Source organism: Kibdelosporangium aridum (genome assembly GCF_900176515.1).
Taxonomy (GTDB): domain Bacteria; phylum Actinomycetota; class Actinomycetes; order Mycobacteriales; family Pseudonocardiaceae; genus Kibdelosporangium; species Kibdelosporangium aridum.
The window spans coordinates 1,129,332-1,144,444 of sequence record NZ_FWXV01000002.1 but is presented as its reverse complement, the minus strand read 5'-3'; the positions used below and the strand labels follow the sequence as shown (position 1 = coordinate 1,144,444).

Sequence of the window (15,113 nt, the reverse complement as noted above, 5' to 3'; positions counted from 1 at the left end):
CTGGCCTACTCGTCCCGGGAGAGGCGAGCCTCCTCCAGGTCCAGCTCCCGCAACACCCGCCGGAGGACTTCGTCGTCGATCTCGCGTGCGTCACGAGCGGCGACGAAGACCTCCCGCTCGGCCTCCAGCATCACCCGGCGCAGCCTGCGGTGCGCCGCGGCGGGGCTCTCGGTCTCTTGGCGGCCAAGCCTTTCCCACGCCGCGTTGCCGCGCATCTCGGCGATGTTGCGCAGTCGGTCCACGATGTACTCGGGGGCCGCTTGCTGCGCGATCGCTTCGTCCAATCGGGTCACCGACACCTCGGCGGCGCGGTGCTGGACCTGCGCCTCGGCTAGGTTGTCGCTCTGCTGCTCATCGCCGCGGACGCCGAGCTTCTTGATCAGCATCGGCAATGTCAGGCCCTGCAACAACAGTGTGCCGACAGTGATCACGAACGCGCAGAACAAGACCATGTCCCGGCCGGGCATCGACGGCGGGATGGCCGCCGCGGCGGCCAGTGACACCACGCCCCGCATTCCGGCCCACGAGACCACGACCACGCCGCGCCAACCGGGATCCGGTTCTCGTGCCCGGACCTTCTTGGACAGGAATCTCGGCAGGTACGTGGCAGGGAACACCCAGACGAACCGGATGACGATGGTGACCACCAAGAGGATCGCCGCGGTCATCCCGACGTGCATGGTGATCTGCGACGTGATCACCGACGGCAGTTGCAAGCCGATCAGCGCGAACACCAGCGATTCGAGCAGCACGTCCGCCGACCGCCATACCGCGGTCTCCTGCAGCCGGGTCGCGTAGCCCGCACGTGGCGAGTTGTGGCCGAGGTACAGGCCTGCGACGACCACCGCCAGCACACCCGACACGTGCACAGACTCGGCCAGCAGGTACGTCCCGAACGGGACAAGCATGCCCAGGGCACTTTCCAGAACCCCGTCGCCGATCCGCATTCGGACCCAGTGCACGACGACACCGAGGACGTACCCGATCACGATTCCGCCGAGTGCGCTGACCAGGAACGCGACCACGCTGTTGCCGAACGAGACGGCCGCCGTACCGGTGGCCGCGGCGACCGCGACACGGAACGCCGTCAGCGCGCTCGCGTCGTTCGCCAGGCTCTCGCCCGCCAGGATCGTCATGGTCCTGCGCGGCAACCCCAACCTGCGTCCAATGGAGACGGCCGCAACGGCGTCTGGCGGCGCCACCACAGCCCCGAGGACGAACGCGGCGGCCAGGGACAGCCCGGGGATGAGCCAGTGGGCCACGAAGCCGACAACGGCCATCGTGGCGAGCACCAAGCCGACCGACAGCAGGCCGATCGGCTTCAGGTTCGCCTTGATGTTCAAGTACGAGCTGTCCAGCGCGGCCGAGTACAACAGCGGCGGCAGCACAAGCAGCAGGATCAGGTCGGGATCCAGCTCGAACGCCGGGACACCGGGGATGAACGACACCGCGAGGCCGACCGCGACCAGGAGCAACGGCGCCGACCATGACAGCCGTCGCGCCAGCGTGGCGACCGCAAGCGAACCCACCAGCAGCAGGAGCAGGTCAGTTCCGTGCAAGTTCTCACCCCCGGGTGTCATTTCGGTCCGTCCAGCGTTGAATCTCACCATGACTTGTACGCACGTTGCCGAACTGCCGCCCGAACCAGCGGTCGACTGTGTCTCCGGCTGCGCCGAATGCGTCGAGCTGGGCGAGACCGGCTGGGTCCACCTGCGCAAATGCCTGGTCTGCGGGCACATCGCCTGCTGTGATTCCAGCCCGTACCGGCACGCCACCGGCCACTTCCACAAGAGCGGCCACCCGATCATGCGCTCGTACGAACCCGGCGAGTCGTGGCGCTGGTGCTACGTGGACAACAAGCTCGTCTGATATCGGATCGGTCACGACGACAACGCGCTGGGATCTCGTCCGCGTGCTCTCGAATGAACCAGGTCGGGGAGGACTGAGGGGGTTCGATTGAGAGTCGTATCAACCATGCTCGCCATCGCCGCGCTGACGGCTTCGGTCGGTGCCATTGCGGTGCCCACCGCAGCGGCGCAGTCACCGCAATGGCAAGTACATCTGTTGCCGTTGCCGGACGGACATCCTGACGCCACCGGATACGTGACCGGTACCGACGGACGAGGCACCTATTCGGGGACGCTGGCCATCGGTGACCGCGTCGAGGTCGTGAAGTGGACCCGGGACACCGTGACAGTCGTCGGTGCGCCGGCAGGCACGGAATTTCCCAGCGTCTCCGACCACAACCGGGCCGGGACGATCGTCGGAGCCGCGCATGACCGCGAGACCGGGAGTTTGGTCCCGTTCGTGCTGAACGGGACAGCGTTCCGCTTGCTGCCGACTCCGGCCGGTCACTCCGGCAGTTCTGCTGAAGCCATCAACGACCGAGGTGACGTGCTCGGGGCGGCGACAGGTCCCGACGGGCAAAGCAAGACCGTGCTCTGGCGGGCCGACAGCCTTGAGCACCCCGAGTTGCTAGATGTGCCCGGGTGGGGCACGGACATCGACGAAGACGGGACGATCTTACTGAACACCATGGACGGGCCACCGCGGTTGTTCCGGAACGGAAAGCTCGTCGATCTGGTTGTGCCTGCAGGGTATAGATACCCGCACGCGAGCGAGATCAAGAACGGCGTCGTGGTCGGGTCGATCGCGTCCACGACCCGACCTGGTGCTGGCGGTTTCCTGTGGCGGACGCCTGACAACCCGCAACCACTGCAGGGCAGTGACACCGCCAGCCACATGAACAAGTTCGGTCTGATCGTCGGCCGCGAACCCATCCCGTTGTCGCCGCACGGGCCGCTCGCGGTGTGGTGGGGGACTCACTTCGCTGGACGCCTGCCCATGCCTGCCGACCACAAAGGCGCTGCCGGGGCAGTGGGAGACGACGGCGCCATCGTCGGTTGGGTCTCCACGCACCCACTCGATGAGGGCGGCCGTCCGGCGGTGTGGCGCTTGTTCTAGGCAGCACAAAGTGGGGGCGTGGGCTCGTGCCCGCGCCCCCACTTTTGTCAGCGCTTGGCCTTGCGGGCTTCGACCGCCGTGTCCGGGTTGTCCGTGAACACGCCGTCGACGCCGGTCGCGAAGAACTTCTCGAACTCGCCGAACGCGTTGCCGTACTCCGCCGCGACCGCCGACGAGCGGAAGTCGGCAGGCAGGAAGTTGTTCTCGTTGCGGAAGGTGTACGGCACGACCTTCAGTCCGGCCTTGTGGGCGTCGCCGACCAGGGACGTCGGCGTCTTCAGGAAGCCAGCCGGGTCGCGCGGGATGATCTGGGACTTCTCCGGGCCGAGCCAGTCGGCGTACTTGGCCACATCGCGCAGGCCCGAAGGGCTGACGATGTCGGCGTAGGTGCGCTTGTCGCCCTTGACGATGAAGTCGTACGGCGCACCCGTGGCGCTGGTCAGCTGCACCAGCGGGACCCTGAGCTCACGGTTGAGCGCGATCAGGTTGCTGACCTCGAAGGACTGCACGACGACCTTTGCCTGCGGCTTGTTCAGGCCGTTGCGGTCCAGGATACGGACCAGTGCGGGCTCCAGCGGCTTGCCGATCGACTGGAAGTACGTCGGGTGCTTGGTCTCCGGCGCGATGCCGATGTCCCGCTTCAACTCCCACGACAGGCGCTTGCTCAGGTCGATGACCTCCTGGAGGGTCGGCACGTCGAAGCGCTTGTTGTAGATCGTGTTGCGCTGGCGCAGCTCGGGGATGCGCTCGACCGCCCGCAGGGTCTTCAGCTCCGCCAGGGTGAAGTCCTCAGTGAACCAGCCGGTCAGCGGCGAGCCGTCGATGGTCTTGGTGGCCTTGCGGCCGGCGAACTCCGGCCGCAAGGCCACGTCCGTCGTCCCGCTGATCTCGTTCTCGTGCCGGGCCACCAGCACGCCGTCCTTGGTCGACACCAGGTCCGGCTCGACGTAGTCCGCGCCCATCCGGGCGGCCAGTTCGTACGAGGCCAGTGTGTGCTCAGGGCGGTAGCCCGAGGCGCCGCGGTGGCCGAAGACCAACGGCTTGGCCTGCTCACCCCCACCGCGCGAGTCCTGGTCCGCGGTCGCCGAACCCACCAGGGCGACCAGGGCGAACCCCGACAACGCCAGTGCGGCGAGTCGTTTACCCATCACGTGCCTCCTTGCTGAAACGAAGTGCGTGGACGCTACCTCCGATTCCTGCACGATCGGCCACATGCGGATGAACGTTGAGCGCACGACTGTCCTAAGGCATTGCAAAGATCGGTGTGATGCCGACCACCGCACCAGGTAGCGTTCGCCGCGTGACGACCGCAGAGCAGCGCAACGTCGATGAGATCGTCGGCGCGCACGATGAGGAGCGCCCGGCGCGCAGGCTGTCCCCGCGCTGGGAACGGGCGCTGTGGATCATCGGCGCGGGTGTCGCGTTGTTGGTGCTCAAGCAGGTCTTCCTGCCCTTCGACCAGGGCAACCAGTACTACCTGGTGATCTTCCTCGCAGTCACCCTGCCGCTGGTCTTCCTGTCGTACCGGCCCAAGGGACGCACTGGCGGGGACAAGGACGATCCCGGCGTGATCGACTGGGTACTGTCCGCGATCACCCTGGTGGTCGCGTTGTACCCGTTGCTCACCGGGTTCGACGACTTCCTCGACCGGCAAGGCCAGTTGTCCACAGTGGACGTCATCGCCGGTGCGGTCCTGCTGTTGCTGATCCTGGAGGCCACCCGGCGGACCACCGGCCTGGTCCTGCCGATCATCTGCCTCGTCTTCCTCGCGTACGCCTACTACGGCGGGTTCCTGCCGCAGAGCTGGGCGATCTCGCACGCGGGGATGAACTTCGACGAGATCATCAGCGCGCTGTACGACCCCAGCAACGGGTTCTACGGCACCCCGCTCGACGTCGCGGCCACGTACATCGTGCTGTTCACGATCTACGGCGCCGTGCTCGCCAACTCGGGCGCGGGGACCTTCTTCGTCGACTTCAGTTTCGCGCTGTTCCGCAAGTCCAGGACCGCGCCCGGCCGGACAACCGCGTTGTCCGGGTTCCTGCTCGGCACGGTCTCCGGTTCGGGCACCGCGACCACTGTCACGCTCGGCGCGATCACGTGGCCGATCCTGAAGAAAGCCGGATATCCCAAGGAGAATGCGGGCGGCCTGCTCGCCGCGTCCGGTATCGGCGCGATCCTGTCGCCGCCGACGCTCGGTGCCGCCGCGTTCATCATCGCCGAGTACCTCGAGACGTCGTACCTGACGGTTCTCCTCTGGGCGATCGTGCCGACTTTGCTCTACTACCTCGGCATCGTGTTCGCCGTGGAGGCCGACGCCCGCCGCTTCGGTGCGCACTCGGTCGACGTCGACACGCCCAAAGCTTGGGCCGTCCTGGCCAAAGGCGGGTATCACTTCGCCTCGCTGGCGATCATCGTGGTGTTCCTGGCGTTGGACATCCCGCCGTTCTCCGCGGTGGTCTACGCATCCGGCGTCGCGGCCTTGTTCTCGTTGGCCACCAAGCTTTTCGCTGAGGACAAGCGGGCAGCCGTCATCGCGTGGCTGAAGGAACTCGTCGACTCGTTGTCGGAGGGCGTACGTGGTGCCCTGCCGGTGATCGCGGTGTGCGCCGCGGCAGGCGTGATCACGTCGACGATCACCAAGACCGGACTCGGTCAGGTGCTCGCGGACGCGTTGGTGAAGGCCGCGAACTCGTTGTCCGACAACCCAACCGTCGTACTCGCGTTCACGGTTGTGTTCTGCGCCTTGGCAGTGTGCGTTCTCGGCCTCGCGGTTCCGGTCACCGCTTCGTTCATCATCTCGTGGGTGGTGATCGGCCCCGCGTTGATCACGTTGGGCGTGGAGCCTGCCGAGACCGCGATGTTCATCTTCTACTACGCGGTGCTTTCCGAGGTCACGCCACCGACCGCGCTCGCCGCCGTCGCCGCTTCGGCCATCACCGGCGGTGCCGTGATCAAGACCATGTGGCAGACGTGGAAGTACACGCTGCCCGCTTTCCTTGTGCCGCTTGCGTTCGTGCTCACCGAAAACGGATCCGCGTTGCTGCTGCAGCGCCCGTTCCTCGATGTCGTCTGGGTGACGGCCGTTTCGGCGCTCGGTGTCGCGGTGCTCGCCGTCGTCACGACCGGTTGGCTGATCGGTCCGGCGAAGATGCCGGTGCGGATCCTGTGCGTGCCTGCGGCGTTGTTGTTGCTGTACCTCCAGCCACTTTCCATCGCGATCGGCGCCGGATTCGCCGTAGCCGCCGTCGTCGTACACATGCTGTTGCGGCAAAAGGACAAAGAGGAGATCAACAGTGCGTAGGACACTCATTGGCGTACTGGGACTCGCGCTGGTGGCCACCGGCTGCGGCGGCAAGCGGGAGGACGCGCCCACGGCTCAACAACCCGCCGGCGGCAACGCCGCCTGCGAGGCGGCGGACGGCCGCGTCACCATTGCCACCGGCAACGTCGGCGGCGTCTACTACGTGCTCGGCGGCGGCCTTGCCCAGGTGATCAGCAACAACTCCAAGCTCAAGGCGACCGCGGCGGACACCGGCGCGTCCGTGCAGAACATCCAGCAGCTCGGCGACAAGACCTACGACATCGCGTTCTCCCTGGCCGACACCGCGGCCGACGCGGTGCAGGGCAAGTCCGCGTTCGAGGGCAAGCCGCAGAAGGTCCAGGCACTGTCCCGGATCTACTCGAACTACACGCAGGTCGTCGTCCGCACCGACAGCGGCATCAACAGCGTCGCGGACTTCCGTGGCAAGCGGATCTCCACCGGTTCGCCGAAGTCCGGCACCGAGGTGATCGCCAACCGGCTGCTGCAGGCCGCCGGTCTGAAGGACGCCGACCTGGCGCCGCAGCGGCTCGCGTTGCGCCAGACCGTGGACGGCATGAAGGAAGGCAAGATCGACGGGCTGGTCTGGTCCGGCGGGCTGCCGACGCCCGAGATCACCGACCTGACCACGTCCATGGGCGACAAGGTGAAGTTCATCGACATCACCCCGCAGCTGAGCGCGCTCAAGCAGCTCAACCCGGTGTACGACCAGGGCACCATCCCGGCCGCCACCTACAAGCTGCCCGCGGACGTGCCGACCATCGTCGTGCCGAACCTGCTTCTGGTCCGTGACGACTTCCCGGCCGCCAACGCGTGCGCGATCACCAAGCTGATCTTCGACAAGAAGGCGGATCTGGAGAAGACGCACCCGTCGGCCAAGGACATCACCAAGGAAACGGCCGTCAAGACCGATCCAGTACCACTCCACCCGGGTGCGAAGCAGGCCCTCGGCGTGAGCTGAACGGACCACGGCACCTATCCTCATCAGTCGTGCGAGTTCTGGTCATCGGGTCTGGGGCCCGAGAACATGCCCTGGTACTTGGCCTGTCACGGGACCCGAAGGTCACCGCGCTGGCCTGCGCGCCGGGCAATGCCGGCATAGCCGCGGTCGCCGAGCAGTACGGCGTCGAGGTCTCCGACTCCGCTGAGGTCGCGGCGCTCGCGACCAAGTGGAAGGCCGACCTCGTCGTCATCGGCCCCGAGGTCCCGTTGGTGGCCGGCGTCGCCGACGCGGTCCGTGCGGCGGGCATCGCCTGCTTCGGCCCGTCGGCGCAGGCGGCGCGGATCGAGGGCTCGAAGGCGTTCGCCAAGGAGATCATGGCGGCCGCCGGTGTCCCGACCGCACACAGCGAGGTCGTGGACAACCCGGCACGGCTGGACGCTGCCCTGCAGCGCTTCGGCCCGACATGGGTGGTCAAGGACGACGGCCTCGCGGCAGGCAAGGGTGTCGTGGTGACGACGGACTACGACAAGGCCCGCGCGCACGCGATGACGTTGCTCGACGGCGGGCACCCGGTCCTGCTGGAGTCCTTCCTGTCAGGCCCGGAAGTGTCCCTGTTCTGCCTGGTCGACGACCGGACAGTGGTGCCGCTGCTGCCCGCGCAGGACTTCAAGCGCGTCGGCGACGGCGACAGCGGACCCAACACCGGCGGCATGGGCGCGTACTCGCCGCTGCCGTGGGCCGCGGACGACCTGGTGCCCACCATCGTGGACAAGATCGTCCAGCCGGTGGTCGACGAGATGGCGAACCGGGGCGTGCCCTTCTCCGGGCTGCTCTACGCGGGCCTGGCGATCACCCCGAACGGCCCGTCGGTGATCGAGTTCAACTGCCGGTTCGGCGACCCGGAGACCCAGGCCGTGCTGACCCTGCTGCGCACCCCGCTCGGCGAACTGCTCAACGCGGTGGCCACCGGCACCCTCGCCGCCCAGCCTCCGCTGGAGTGGGAAGACGGCTCGGCGGTGACCGTGGTCGTGGCGGCCGAGGGCTACCCAGGCAGGCCACGGACCGGTGACGTGATCGCAGGCAGCGAAGCCGAGGGCGTCCTGCACGCGGGCACCCGCCGTCGTGACGACGGTGCGGTCGTGTCCACAGGCGGCCGTGTGCTCTCGGTCGTGGGGACAGGCGATGACCTGGAGGCGGCGCGCCAGGATGCGTACCGTCGGGTCGAGAACCTGCACCTCGCCGGGTCGCATCACCGGACGGATATCGCCCTGCGTGCGTCCCGTGGCGAGGTCGCGGTACCGGCTAGCTGATTCGGTGGAACCGGACGCCAGGTTTCTCCGTCAAACTTCAGGTAGCGGTCTACCAGCGTTGGTAGCGTACGAAGCGAGACCGGACGACTACGGAACGTACGGGGGTACGGGATGAACGAGACGACCGGCTCATTGTCATGGGCAGATGTCCTTGCCGCGGTTCCGGAAGCCGCGCCGACCAGCACGGCGACGATGAAGGTCAACCACGACAACGTGCTGGCCGCGGCGAAGATCATCCAAACCCAGATCGACGCGCTCAACGGCAGCATCCGGGAGCACGGACCGGCCTTGTTCGTCGAAGCGTCCGCCGACGACCCGGTCAGCCGCGACGCCGCGGAGGCCTGGAATCACCGGCTGGCCGGTGCCGACGACTCCTACCTGGCCCGCATTCAGGCCTATCAGGAAAGCCTGCTGAAACTGATCGTCCAGCTGAAGGAAAGTGCCAAGACCTATGGCTTCAGCGAACAGGACATCGAGGCCAGCTTCGGCGGGGTTGTCGTTGATTAGGTTCGCGCTGCTGGCCGCGGTCGTTGGCCTCGCGCTGGCCGGGTGCACCGAGACGGCGCCCGGTCAGGCGGTTCCGCCTGCTCAGACCCCGCCAGCTGGCACGGCACCCGGCGGCGGCGCACCCCCAACGGTGGCTATTCCGCCGCGCCCCCGGGACATCAGCCTCGATGGCGTGGATCCGTGCAAGCTGCTCAGCAAGGCTCAACTCGAGCAGATCAAGGTCTCCCGGCAGAAGAACGACGTGCAGTCCGAGGAGACCTTCAAAAACTCCCAGGTCTGCGCGATGGGTGGGGCGGACGGGCAAGTCTTCTTCGACTACGAGATCTGGCTGATCACCACCGAGGGCATCGACCTGTGGCTGACCGGCAAGCGGAATGTCGACGCGAAGCTGGTTTCCGTCGATGGATTCCCTGCAGCGAGCTACAAACTCCGCGGCACCACCACCTTCACTTGCGACACCTCTGTCGGGGTCGCCGACAAGCAGCAATTGATGGTGAAGTTCCGGCCGACCAGCAGAGGTGTTTTCACCCAGGACCAGATGTGTCAGAAGAGCGAAGAGGCCGCGACGCTTGCCATGCAAACCCTCAAGACCCTGAAGTGAGGAATTCTCATGTCCGGACCTGATATCGGTGACTACCGATTCGCCGGTTACAGCAACGAGGAACTCGCCAGCATGGTCGACCAGATCCGGCAGGGTCGTGGTTCGGAGAGCATGAACCGCGCGGTGGACGCGCTTACGGCGATCGCCAACAGCCTCAAGCAGACCGACGACACCCTCCGCGCCGAGCTGGCCAAGATCGGGGTCGAGTGGACCGGTGCGTCCAGTGAGGACGCCCAGGTCGTGATGACCGACTCCGCCCAGTACGGCGGCGCGGCCACCGGCACCATCACCAGCTCCGCAGGCGCCGTCTGCAACCAGGGCGACGACTACTCACGCACTCGCAACTGCGCGCCCGAGTCGAGCGCGCTGCGTGGCGCCAAGGACTACAACCTCGCCGACAAGCTGCTGCTGCACACCACGGACCACTCCAAGGAAGTCCAGCGCACGCAGGCGGCGCGGGCCCAGGCCGTCGACACCATGAACAACTACGCCAACGCCAGCCGGAACAACCTTTCCGGGTACCAGTCCTTGCCGGTTCCGCCCAACATGAGCCTGGACGCCGCACCGCCGCCGAGGCCTGGTGTCGGGACCAGCATCTCCAGCGCCGGCGGCGGCCGTTCGGCCTTCGCGACCGGCGGGTCTTCGATCACCGGCGGGCCGGGTGGCGGTCCTGGCGTGCCGGTCGGATCCTTCGACGCCTCGCCGAACAACCCCATCGGCGGCGGTGGCCAGCCTGGGCCGAACCCGGGCGTGCCGGGGCAGCCGGGCAAGACCGTCGGTATCGGCCCGGTGCCCGGGCTCGGTGGCGGTGGCCAGTTCCCGCCTGGAACGCCGCCGACTCCGCCGATGCGTCCGTACTACGAGGGCATGACCGCGGCGGTCGCTGGCATGGCCGGTGGCGCGGGTGGTGGTGCGGCTGTGGGCGCGGCCGCTGACAAGGACCGTTTGGCTCGCGGCGGACGGCCTGGTGCGGCGTTGCCGCCGGGTGGTTCGCGGGGCGCGTCCGCGCTGGGTGCTGCGCCGCCGGGCGAGGCCGCCGCGCGGGCAGCCGAGCGCGTGGGGTCGACGAGCAAGCCAGGCGCATCGATGATGCAGCCGGCCGCGGGTACCGCCCAGAGCGAAGAGGACGAGGAGCACGTGCGCAAGTACGGCATCGAAGCCGAGGACGTGTTCGCCGACGGCCGCATGGTCATGCCGTCGGTCCTGGGCGAAGACGACGACGAGTGAGCCTGGTTCTCTCCGCGCTGGAGTTCGACGTCATCTGGGAGAGCGAGCGGCTGCCCGAGCGGCATGTCGCGTTCGACGTGCCCAGTCCCGGCAAGACCCACACCGAGCGGGCCGAGCTGGTCCGCAAGACCTGGAAGGCGCTCGAGGCGCGCGGCTTGGCCCAGTCCGGCCGGGCCGTGCCCGAACTGGTGGACAGGCTTGAGATCCTGGCGCACCCGCACGTCAGCTTCGACGTGTGGGTGTGGGCCGGACGCGAGGTGAAAGCGTTTGCGGCGCAGGCGGGCCGGGAGGCTCAGCTGGCTGTGGTCGACGAAGGCAAGGTCTGGCTGATCCCGGCAAGGGACAGCGCGCTGGCCGAGTCGGCGGTGTCGGTGGCCGGGGAGGTGATCGCGGGCACCGGCCGTTCGGTGAGCCTGCCCAACGACCTCGTGGCCACCGCGGACGAGGAGTCACGGGGCGACACCCGGAAGTTCATCACCAACCTCGAAGCCAAAGGGATCCCGTTGGCCGAGGCGCAGACGTTGACGTCAATGCTCGCCGGAATCTCCACGCGGGGGCAGTTCGGTGCCGAACGACGGCACCGGGATCAGCGAATTGTCCGCGCTGAACGGGTTGTCGCATTTCATGACACTCCGCAAGGCCGTTACCTCGACTTGGTGAAGCCCAGCCCGGACGGGCGCACATGGCTCACCGTCTCGCCCGCGGACAACCATCGGCTTGCCACGTTTGTGTGGGAATTGCTCGAAGAGATCTGAATTCGCTCTATCGTTGGCGGAACCGAGCAGGGGTGCTCCGGCGTCACATGTGTGGGGCGAAGGGTGGGGACGTGGCCGACTACAACCTTGAGGCGATCAACAACTGCATGACGACCGTGCAGAACTTCAAGCCGAAGTTCGGTCAGATCGCGGACTCCTTCTCAGGTGTGTCGAGTGATCCGGGAGCGTACGGCGAGCTGCCCAGTTCCGGCGCGGTGTCCAGTGCGGTCGACGCGGTGAACAAGCTGATGCTCGGCGAGTTCGAGAAGGCCGAGCAGTTGCTCGACGGGGTCGCGCGAGCGTTGGACGCGGTGGTCCAGAGCGTGCAGAACGTCGAACAGCACACCGCGAAGACGTATTCGGTTTGATCTGGGGAGGGCCTGAGCCGTGAGTGCAGCGGAGGCGGTGGCGAATTACCCGGGCGGCGATGCCGTTCTCGCGGCCGCACGCAAAGTCGAGAAAGCCAACAGCGGCGCGATCACCGCCGCAGCCAAGCGACTGACACAAGCGGGTACGAATGTCGGCGAACACGGCACAGGTGTCGCCAATTCGGTCAAATCGCTCGACTCGGCGTGGCAGGGAGCGTCAGCCGACCAGTTCGTGGCCTATATGGACCGATTCGCCAAAGCGGGCACGGCGAGCGGTGAAGCACTCGGCAAAGCCGGTGCCGCACTGGGCAAAGTGGCGCAGGCGATCGACGACGCCAAGCATTTCGTGGCCAACCGGTGCGAGCAGGTGCTCGCCGAGATCAAACGGTTCGCGCAGCAGAGTCCCGACGCCGACCAGGCCGAGATCGACGCCGCGATCAGGCCGCTGACCGCGGCGGCGGCGACGGACATCGAGAACAAGCTCAAGGAAACCGACGCGCAGCTGAAGGCCGCGGCCGGCGAGATCCAAGCCGCCGCGAACCCAGGCGCCCGCTTCTCCGACATCCCCGAGCCCGGCAGCCAGCCGTACGTCCCGGGCCCCGGCAAGACAATCGACTGGAAGCCCGAGGAAGCGGCCAAGGACCAGGGCACGAAACCAGCCGACGCGGAAACCAAACCAACCCCTCAGCCGGTGAGCAACACCAGCGGCGGCGGATCCGGCGGCGGCAGTGGCAGTGGCGGTGGCGGAGGAGGCTTTGGTGGCGGCGGAGGTGGCGGTGGCGGCATGGGCTCGAGCGGTGGCCCGCCCGCAGGCCCGCCACCAGGCAACGTCCAGGACTGGATCAAACAGGCACTGGAAGTACTGCGTGCCAACGGAGTCAACGTCAGCGAGGCGGACATCCCGAAGATCTGGGCGATCATCCAGCACGAGTCGAGCGGAAATCCCAACGCCATCAACAACTGGGATTCCAACGCTGCCAAGGGAACGCCGTCCAAAGGGCTGATGCAGTGCATCGACCCGACCTTCAACAGCTACAAACTGCCGGGCCACAACGACATCTGGAACCCGGTCGACAACATCTGCGCGGGCGTGAACTACGCGATCTCCCGCTACGGATCACTGGACAACGTTCCCGGTATCAAGGCAATGGCCAGCGGCGGCGCCTACCGCGGCTATTGATCAATCACCGCACTGTCCACTTGCGACAGTGCGGTGACGGGAAAGTGTTGCGGTGTCATAAACTTGCCATGACGCCGCGAAGTGTCCATTGATTGTGAATCGACGTGGGCTTTTTCGCCGTCCACGTGCGAAAACCCTTGAATTGAAGGGCTTTCACTCAGATCTGGCGCCTGGTGCGGTGAACGGCACCCCCCGAAAGTCTGATGTGCCGGCATTTTTCGGCTCCTAGGTTCGGCCGCGTTGGTTTGGCACGTGGACGAGAGGGAGCCGATGACTGTGCGAACAAGAAAACGGTTGGCCCGCACCGGGATGACCGTGATCGCGATCGCTGCCGCGCTCGCCGGGATGACGCCGGCGGCGACGGCGGCTCAACCCGGTGGGGTTCCTGCCGGGCTGGAGGAGTTCTACAGCCAGAAACCGCAATGGGCGCCGTGTGCCGATGAAGGGCAACTCGCGGCCTTGCAGTGCGCGACTCTGGTCGTGCCGTTGAACTATCGGCAGCCCGGCGGCGAGCGCATTTCCGTGACGATCAGCAAAATGCCCGCGAAGGATCCGGCCAAGCGCCAGGGTGTGCTGCTGGTCAACCCGGGCGGACCTGGTGCGTCCGGCCTCGGGCTGCCGCTTGCGTTCCCCGACCGGCCGATCGCGCAGGTCTACGACCTGATCGGGTTCGACCCACGCGGAGTCGGCCGGTCCACGCCGCTGCGGTGCGAAGTCAGCCCCGAAGTGCTCAACATGTCCACTCGGCCGACCGACGGCGAGCTCGCTCAGTGGACCGCGCAGGCCCGCAGCGACGAGGCGGACTGCGAGCGGGCCGCGGGTGGACTCAGGCCCTATGTCAACACTCCGAACACCGCGCGGGACATGGATGTCATCCGTGGTGTGCTGGACGAGAAGAAGATCAACTATCTGGGGTACTCCTACGGGACGTACCTCGGCGCGGTGTTCGGCTCGTTGTTCCCCGCCAGCCTGAACCGCAACGTGCTCGACTCGTCGGTGCACCCCGAGTGGCTCTGGCGCGAGCAGTTCAGGCAGCAGTCGATGGCGATCCGCGCCAACGTCGACGAGTTCTACAAGTGGCTGGGTGAACGCGACTCCGTGTACGGGCTGGGCAAGTCCCAGGCCGAGGTCTTCGCGACCACCGAGGCACTCGCCGCGAAGCTGGCCACCAAACCGGTCACCCACCCGCAAGTCGAGGGCGAGGTGGACCGGAACGCCTACGACATCATCGTCGGCAACTACGCCCGCTGGCGTGCGATCTGGGCCGACCTTGGCCAAGTGATCAAGGAGATCAAGGCCACGTCCGACGGAACGCTCGCCGCTGGCTCCGCCAAGGTCGCTGACACGGTCAAGGCGGCGATGCTGTTGCGGGAGTTCGCCATCGCGCAGACCCGCAGCGGCGTGTTCGACACCGTCACCTGCGAGGCCGACTGGCCACGTGACCTGTCGCTCTACTACAACGACATGAAGGTGTTCCGGGACAAGTACCCGTTTGGCTTGGGTGTCCTGCGCGCGGCCCCGACCACGTGCACCTTCCGCAGCTTCACCCCGACCGACCAGATCACTGACCTCAAGCGGGCCGGCTACCAGACCGGCTTGGTGATCCAGGCCGACAGCGACCCGCAGACCCAGTACGACGGGGGCCCGGCGATGGCCGCCAAGTTGAACGATCAGCTGATCTCCGTTGTCGATGAGGGCTCGCACGGTCTGTACGGCGCCAACGACTGCGTTTCCCAGATCGTCGACCAGTACCTGGTCGGCGGTGTGCTGCCCGGTACCCGCACGACCTGCCCGGGTGAACCACGCCCGGACGTTCCCGCCGACAACGCGGGAACGGATGCCCAGCGGCCGGCAGCGTCCACGAACCTCACGGCAACCGTCGAGCGGTTCATCGCTGAGAAGAAGCGCACCAACCACATCATTTAGGGCACGACAT

At 66.9% G+C, this 15,113-nt stretch carries 14 protein-coding genes; 12 read left to right on the top strand and 2 right to left on the bottom strand.

Annotation, left to right across the window (positions count from 1 at the left end; genetic code table 11):
- Window positions 1–5: 5 nt before the first annotated feature.
- On the bottom strand, window positions 6–1,559 hold the full coding sequence (locus B9C43_RS14960; protein ID WP_235038616.1) for a Na+/H+ antiporter: 1,554 nt from the start codon (window positions 1,557–1,559) through the stop codon (window positions 6–8).
- 49 nt (window positions 1,560–1,608) lie between these two features.
- Here B9C43_RS14960 and B9C43_RS14955 point away from each other — a divergent pair, with 49 nt between their 5' ends.
- Both B9C43_RS14955 and B9C43_RS14950 read left to right on the top strand, forming a co-directional pair.
- Complete coding sequence (locus tag B9C43_RS14955; RefSeq protein ID WP_033382273.1) at window positions 1,609–1,869, top strand: UBP-type zinc finger domain-containing protein; 261 nt, start codon at window positions 1,609–1,611, stop codon at window positions 1,867–1,869.
- An 87-nt stretch (window positions 1,870–1,956) separates the two neighbouring features.
- Entirely contained in the window at window positions 1,957–2,964 is a 1,008-nt protein-coding gene (locus B9C43_RS14950; protein ID WP_143446339.1) for a hypothetical protein, read from the top strand.
- A gap of 47 nt (window positions 2,965–3,011) precedes the next feature.
- Here the strand turns inward: B9C43_RS14950 and B9C43_RS14945 are convergent, their stop codons facing one another.
- Complete coding sequence (locus B9C43_RS14945; RefSeq protein WP_084426978.1) at window positions 3,012–4,112, bottom strand: glycerophosphodiester phosphodiesterase; 1,101 nt, start codon at window positions 4,110–4,112, stop codon at window positions 3,012–3,014.
- A gap of 119 nt (window positions 4,113–4,231) precedes the next feature.
- Between B9C43_RS14945 and B9C43_RS14940 the strand changes: the two genes are divergently transcribed.
- The 10 genes from B9C43_RS14940 (at window position 4,232) to B9C43_RS14895 (ending at window position 15,103) form a co-directional block, all read left to right on the top strand.
- Window positions 4,232–6,268, top strand: coding sequence for a TRAP transporter permease (locus B9C43_RS14940; protein WP_084428158.1), 2,037 nt, complete (start codon window positions 4,232–4,234; stop codon window positions 6,266–6,268).
- Entirely contained in the window at window positions 6,261–7,247 is a 987-nt protein-coding gene (locus B9C43_RS14935; protein WP_084426976.1) for a TAXI family TRAP transporter solute-binding subunit, read from the top strand. Before B9C43_RS14940 ends, B9C43_RS14935 begins: the two co-directional genes overlap by 8 nt.
- A 29-nt stretch (window positions 7,248–7,276) precedes the next feature.
- Window positions 7,277–8,539 carry a phosphoribosylamine--glycine ligase gene (gene purD / locus B9C43_RS14930; protein ID WP_084426974.1) on the top strand — a complete coding sequence of 421 codons (1,263 nt, stop codon included), beginning with the start codon at window positions 7,277–7,279 and terminating at the stop codon, window positions 8,537–8,539.
- A gap of 111 nt (window positions 8,540–8,650) precedes the next feature.
- Window positions 8,651–9,046 carry a hypothetical protein gene (locus B9C43_RS14925; protein WP_084426972.1) on the top strand — a complete coding sequence of 132 codons (396 nt, stop codon included), beginning with the start codon at window positions 8,651–8,653 and terminating at the stop codon, window positions 9,044–9,046.
- The gene (locus B9C43_RS14920) at window positions 8,991–9,647 is read left to right on the top strand and encodes a DUF3558 domain-containing protein (RefSeq protein WP_084426970.1); all 657 of its coding nucleotides are present in this window, start codon (window positions 8,991–8,993) and stop codon (window positions 9,645–9,647) included. The genes B9C43_RS14925 and B9C43_RS14920 overlap by 56 nt, the downstream gene beginning before the upstream one ends.
- 9 nt (window positions 9,648–9,656) lie before the next feature.
- Window positions 9,657–10,874: a hypothetical protein gene (locus tag B9C43_RS14915; protein ID WP_033382269.1), complete on the top strand. Its 1,218-nt coding sequence runs from the start codon at window positions 9,657–9,659 to the stop codon at window positions 10,872–10,874.
- Window positions 10,871–11,629, top strand: coding sequence for an ESX secretion-associated protein EspG (locus B9C43_RS14910; protein ID WP_235038614.1), 759 nt, complete (start codon window positions 10,871–10,873; stop codon window positions 11,627–11,629). The genes B9C43_RS14915 and B9C43_RS14910 overlap by 4 nt, the downstream gene beginning before the upstream one ends.
- Window positions 11,630–11,700: 71 nt before the next feature.
- Window positions 11,701–11,997 carry a hypothetical protein gene (locus tag B9C43_RS14905; protein WP_033382267.1) on the top strand — a complete coding sequence of 99 codons (297 nt, stop codon included), beginning with the start codon at window positions 11,701–11,703 and terminating at the stop codon, window positions 11,995–11,997.
- A 19-nt stretch (window positions 11,998–12,016) separates the two neighbouring features.
- Entirely contained in the window at window positions 12,017–13,177 is a 1,161-nt protein-coding gene (locus tag B9C43_RS14900; protein WP_084426968.1) for a transglycosylase SLT domain-containing protein, read from the top strand.
- A 270-nt stretch (window positions 13,178–13,447) separates the two neighbouring features.
- The gene (locus tag B9C43_RS14895; protein WP_235038613.1) at window positions 13,448–15,103 is read left to right on the top strand and encodes an alpha/beta fold hydrolase; all 1,656 of its coding nucleotides are present in this window, start codon (window positions 13,448–13,450) and stop codon (window positions 15,101–15,103) included.
- Window positions 15,104–15,113 lie beyond the last annotated feature (10 nt).

What these genes read in the sequence shown, in the direction of transcription:
- B9C43_RS14895 (WP_235038613.1), top strand. Translation starts at nt 13,448, where the DNA reads ATGACTGTGCGAACAAGAAAACGGTTGGCCCGCACCGGGATGACCGTG.
- B9C43_RS14915 (WP_033382269.1), top strand. Translation starts at nt 9,657, where the DNA reads ATGTCCGGACCTGATATCGGTGACTACCGATTCGCCGGTTACAGCAAC.
- B9C43_RS14945 (WP_084426978.1), bottom strand. Translation starts at nt 4,112, where the DNA reads ATGGGTAAACGACTCGCCGCACTGGCGTTGTCGGGGTTCGCCCTGGTC.
- B9C43_RS14925 (WP_084426972.1), top strand. Translation starts at nt 8,651, where the DNA reads ATGAACGAGACGACCGGCTCATTGTCATGGGCAGATGTCCTTGCCGCG.
- B9C43_RS14940 (WP_084428158.1), top strand. Translation starts at nt 4,232, where the DNA reads ATGCCGACCACCGCACCAGGTAGCGTTCGCCGCGTGACGACCGCAGAG.
- B9C43_RS14920 (WP_084426970.1), top strand. Translation starts at nt 8,991, where the DNA reads ATGGCTTCAGCGAACAGGACATCGAGGCCAGCTTCGGCGGGGTTGTCG.
- B9C43_RS14955 (WP_033382273.1), top strand. Translation starts at nt 1,609, where the DNA reads ATGACTTGTACGCACGTTGCCGAACTGCCGCCCGAACCAGCGGTCGAC.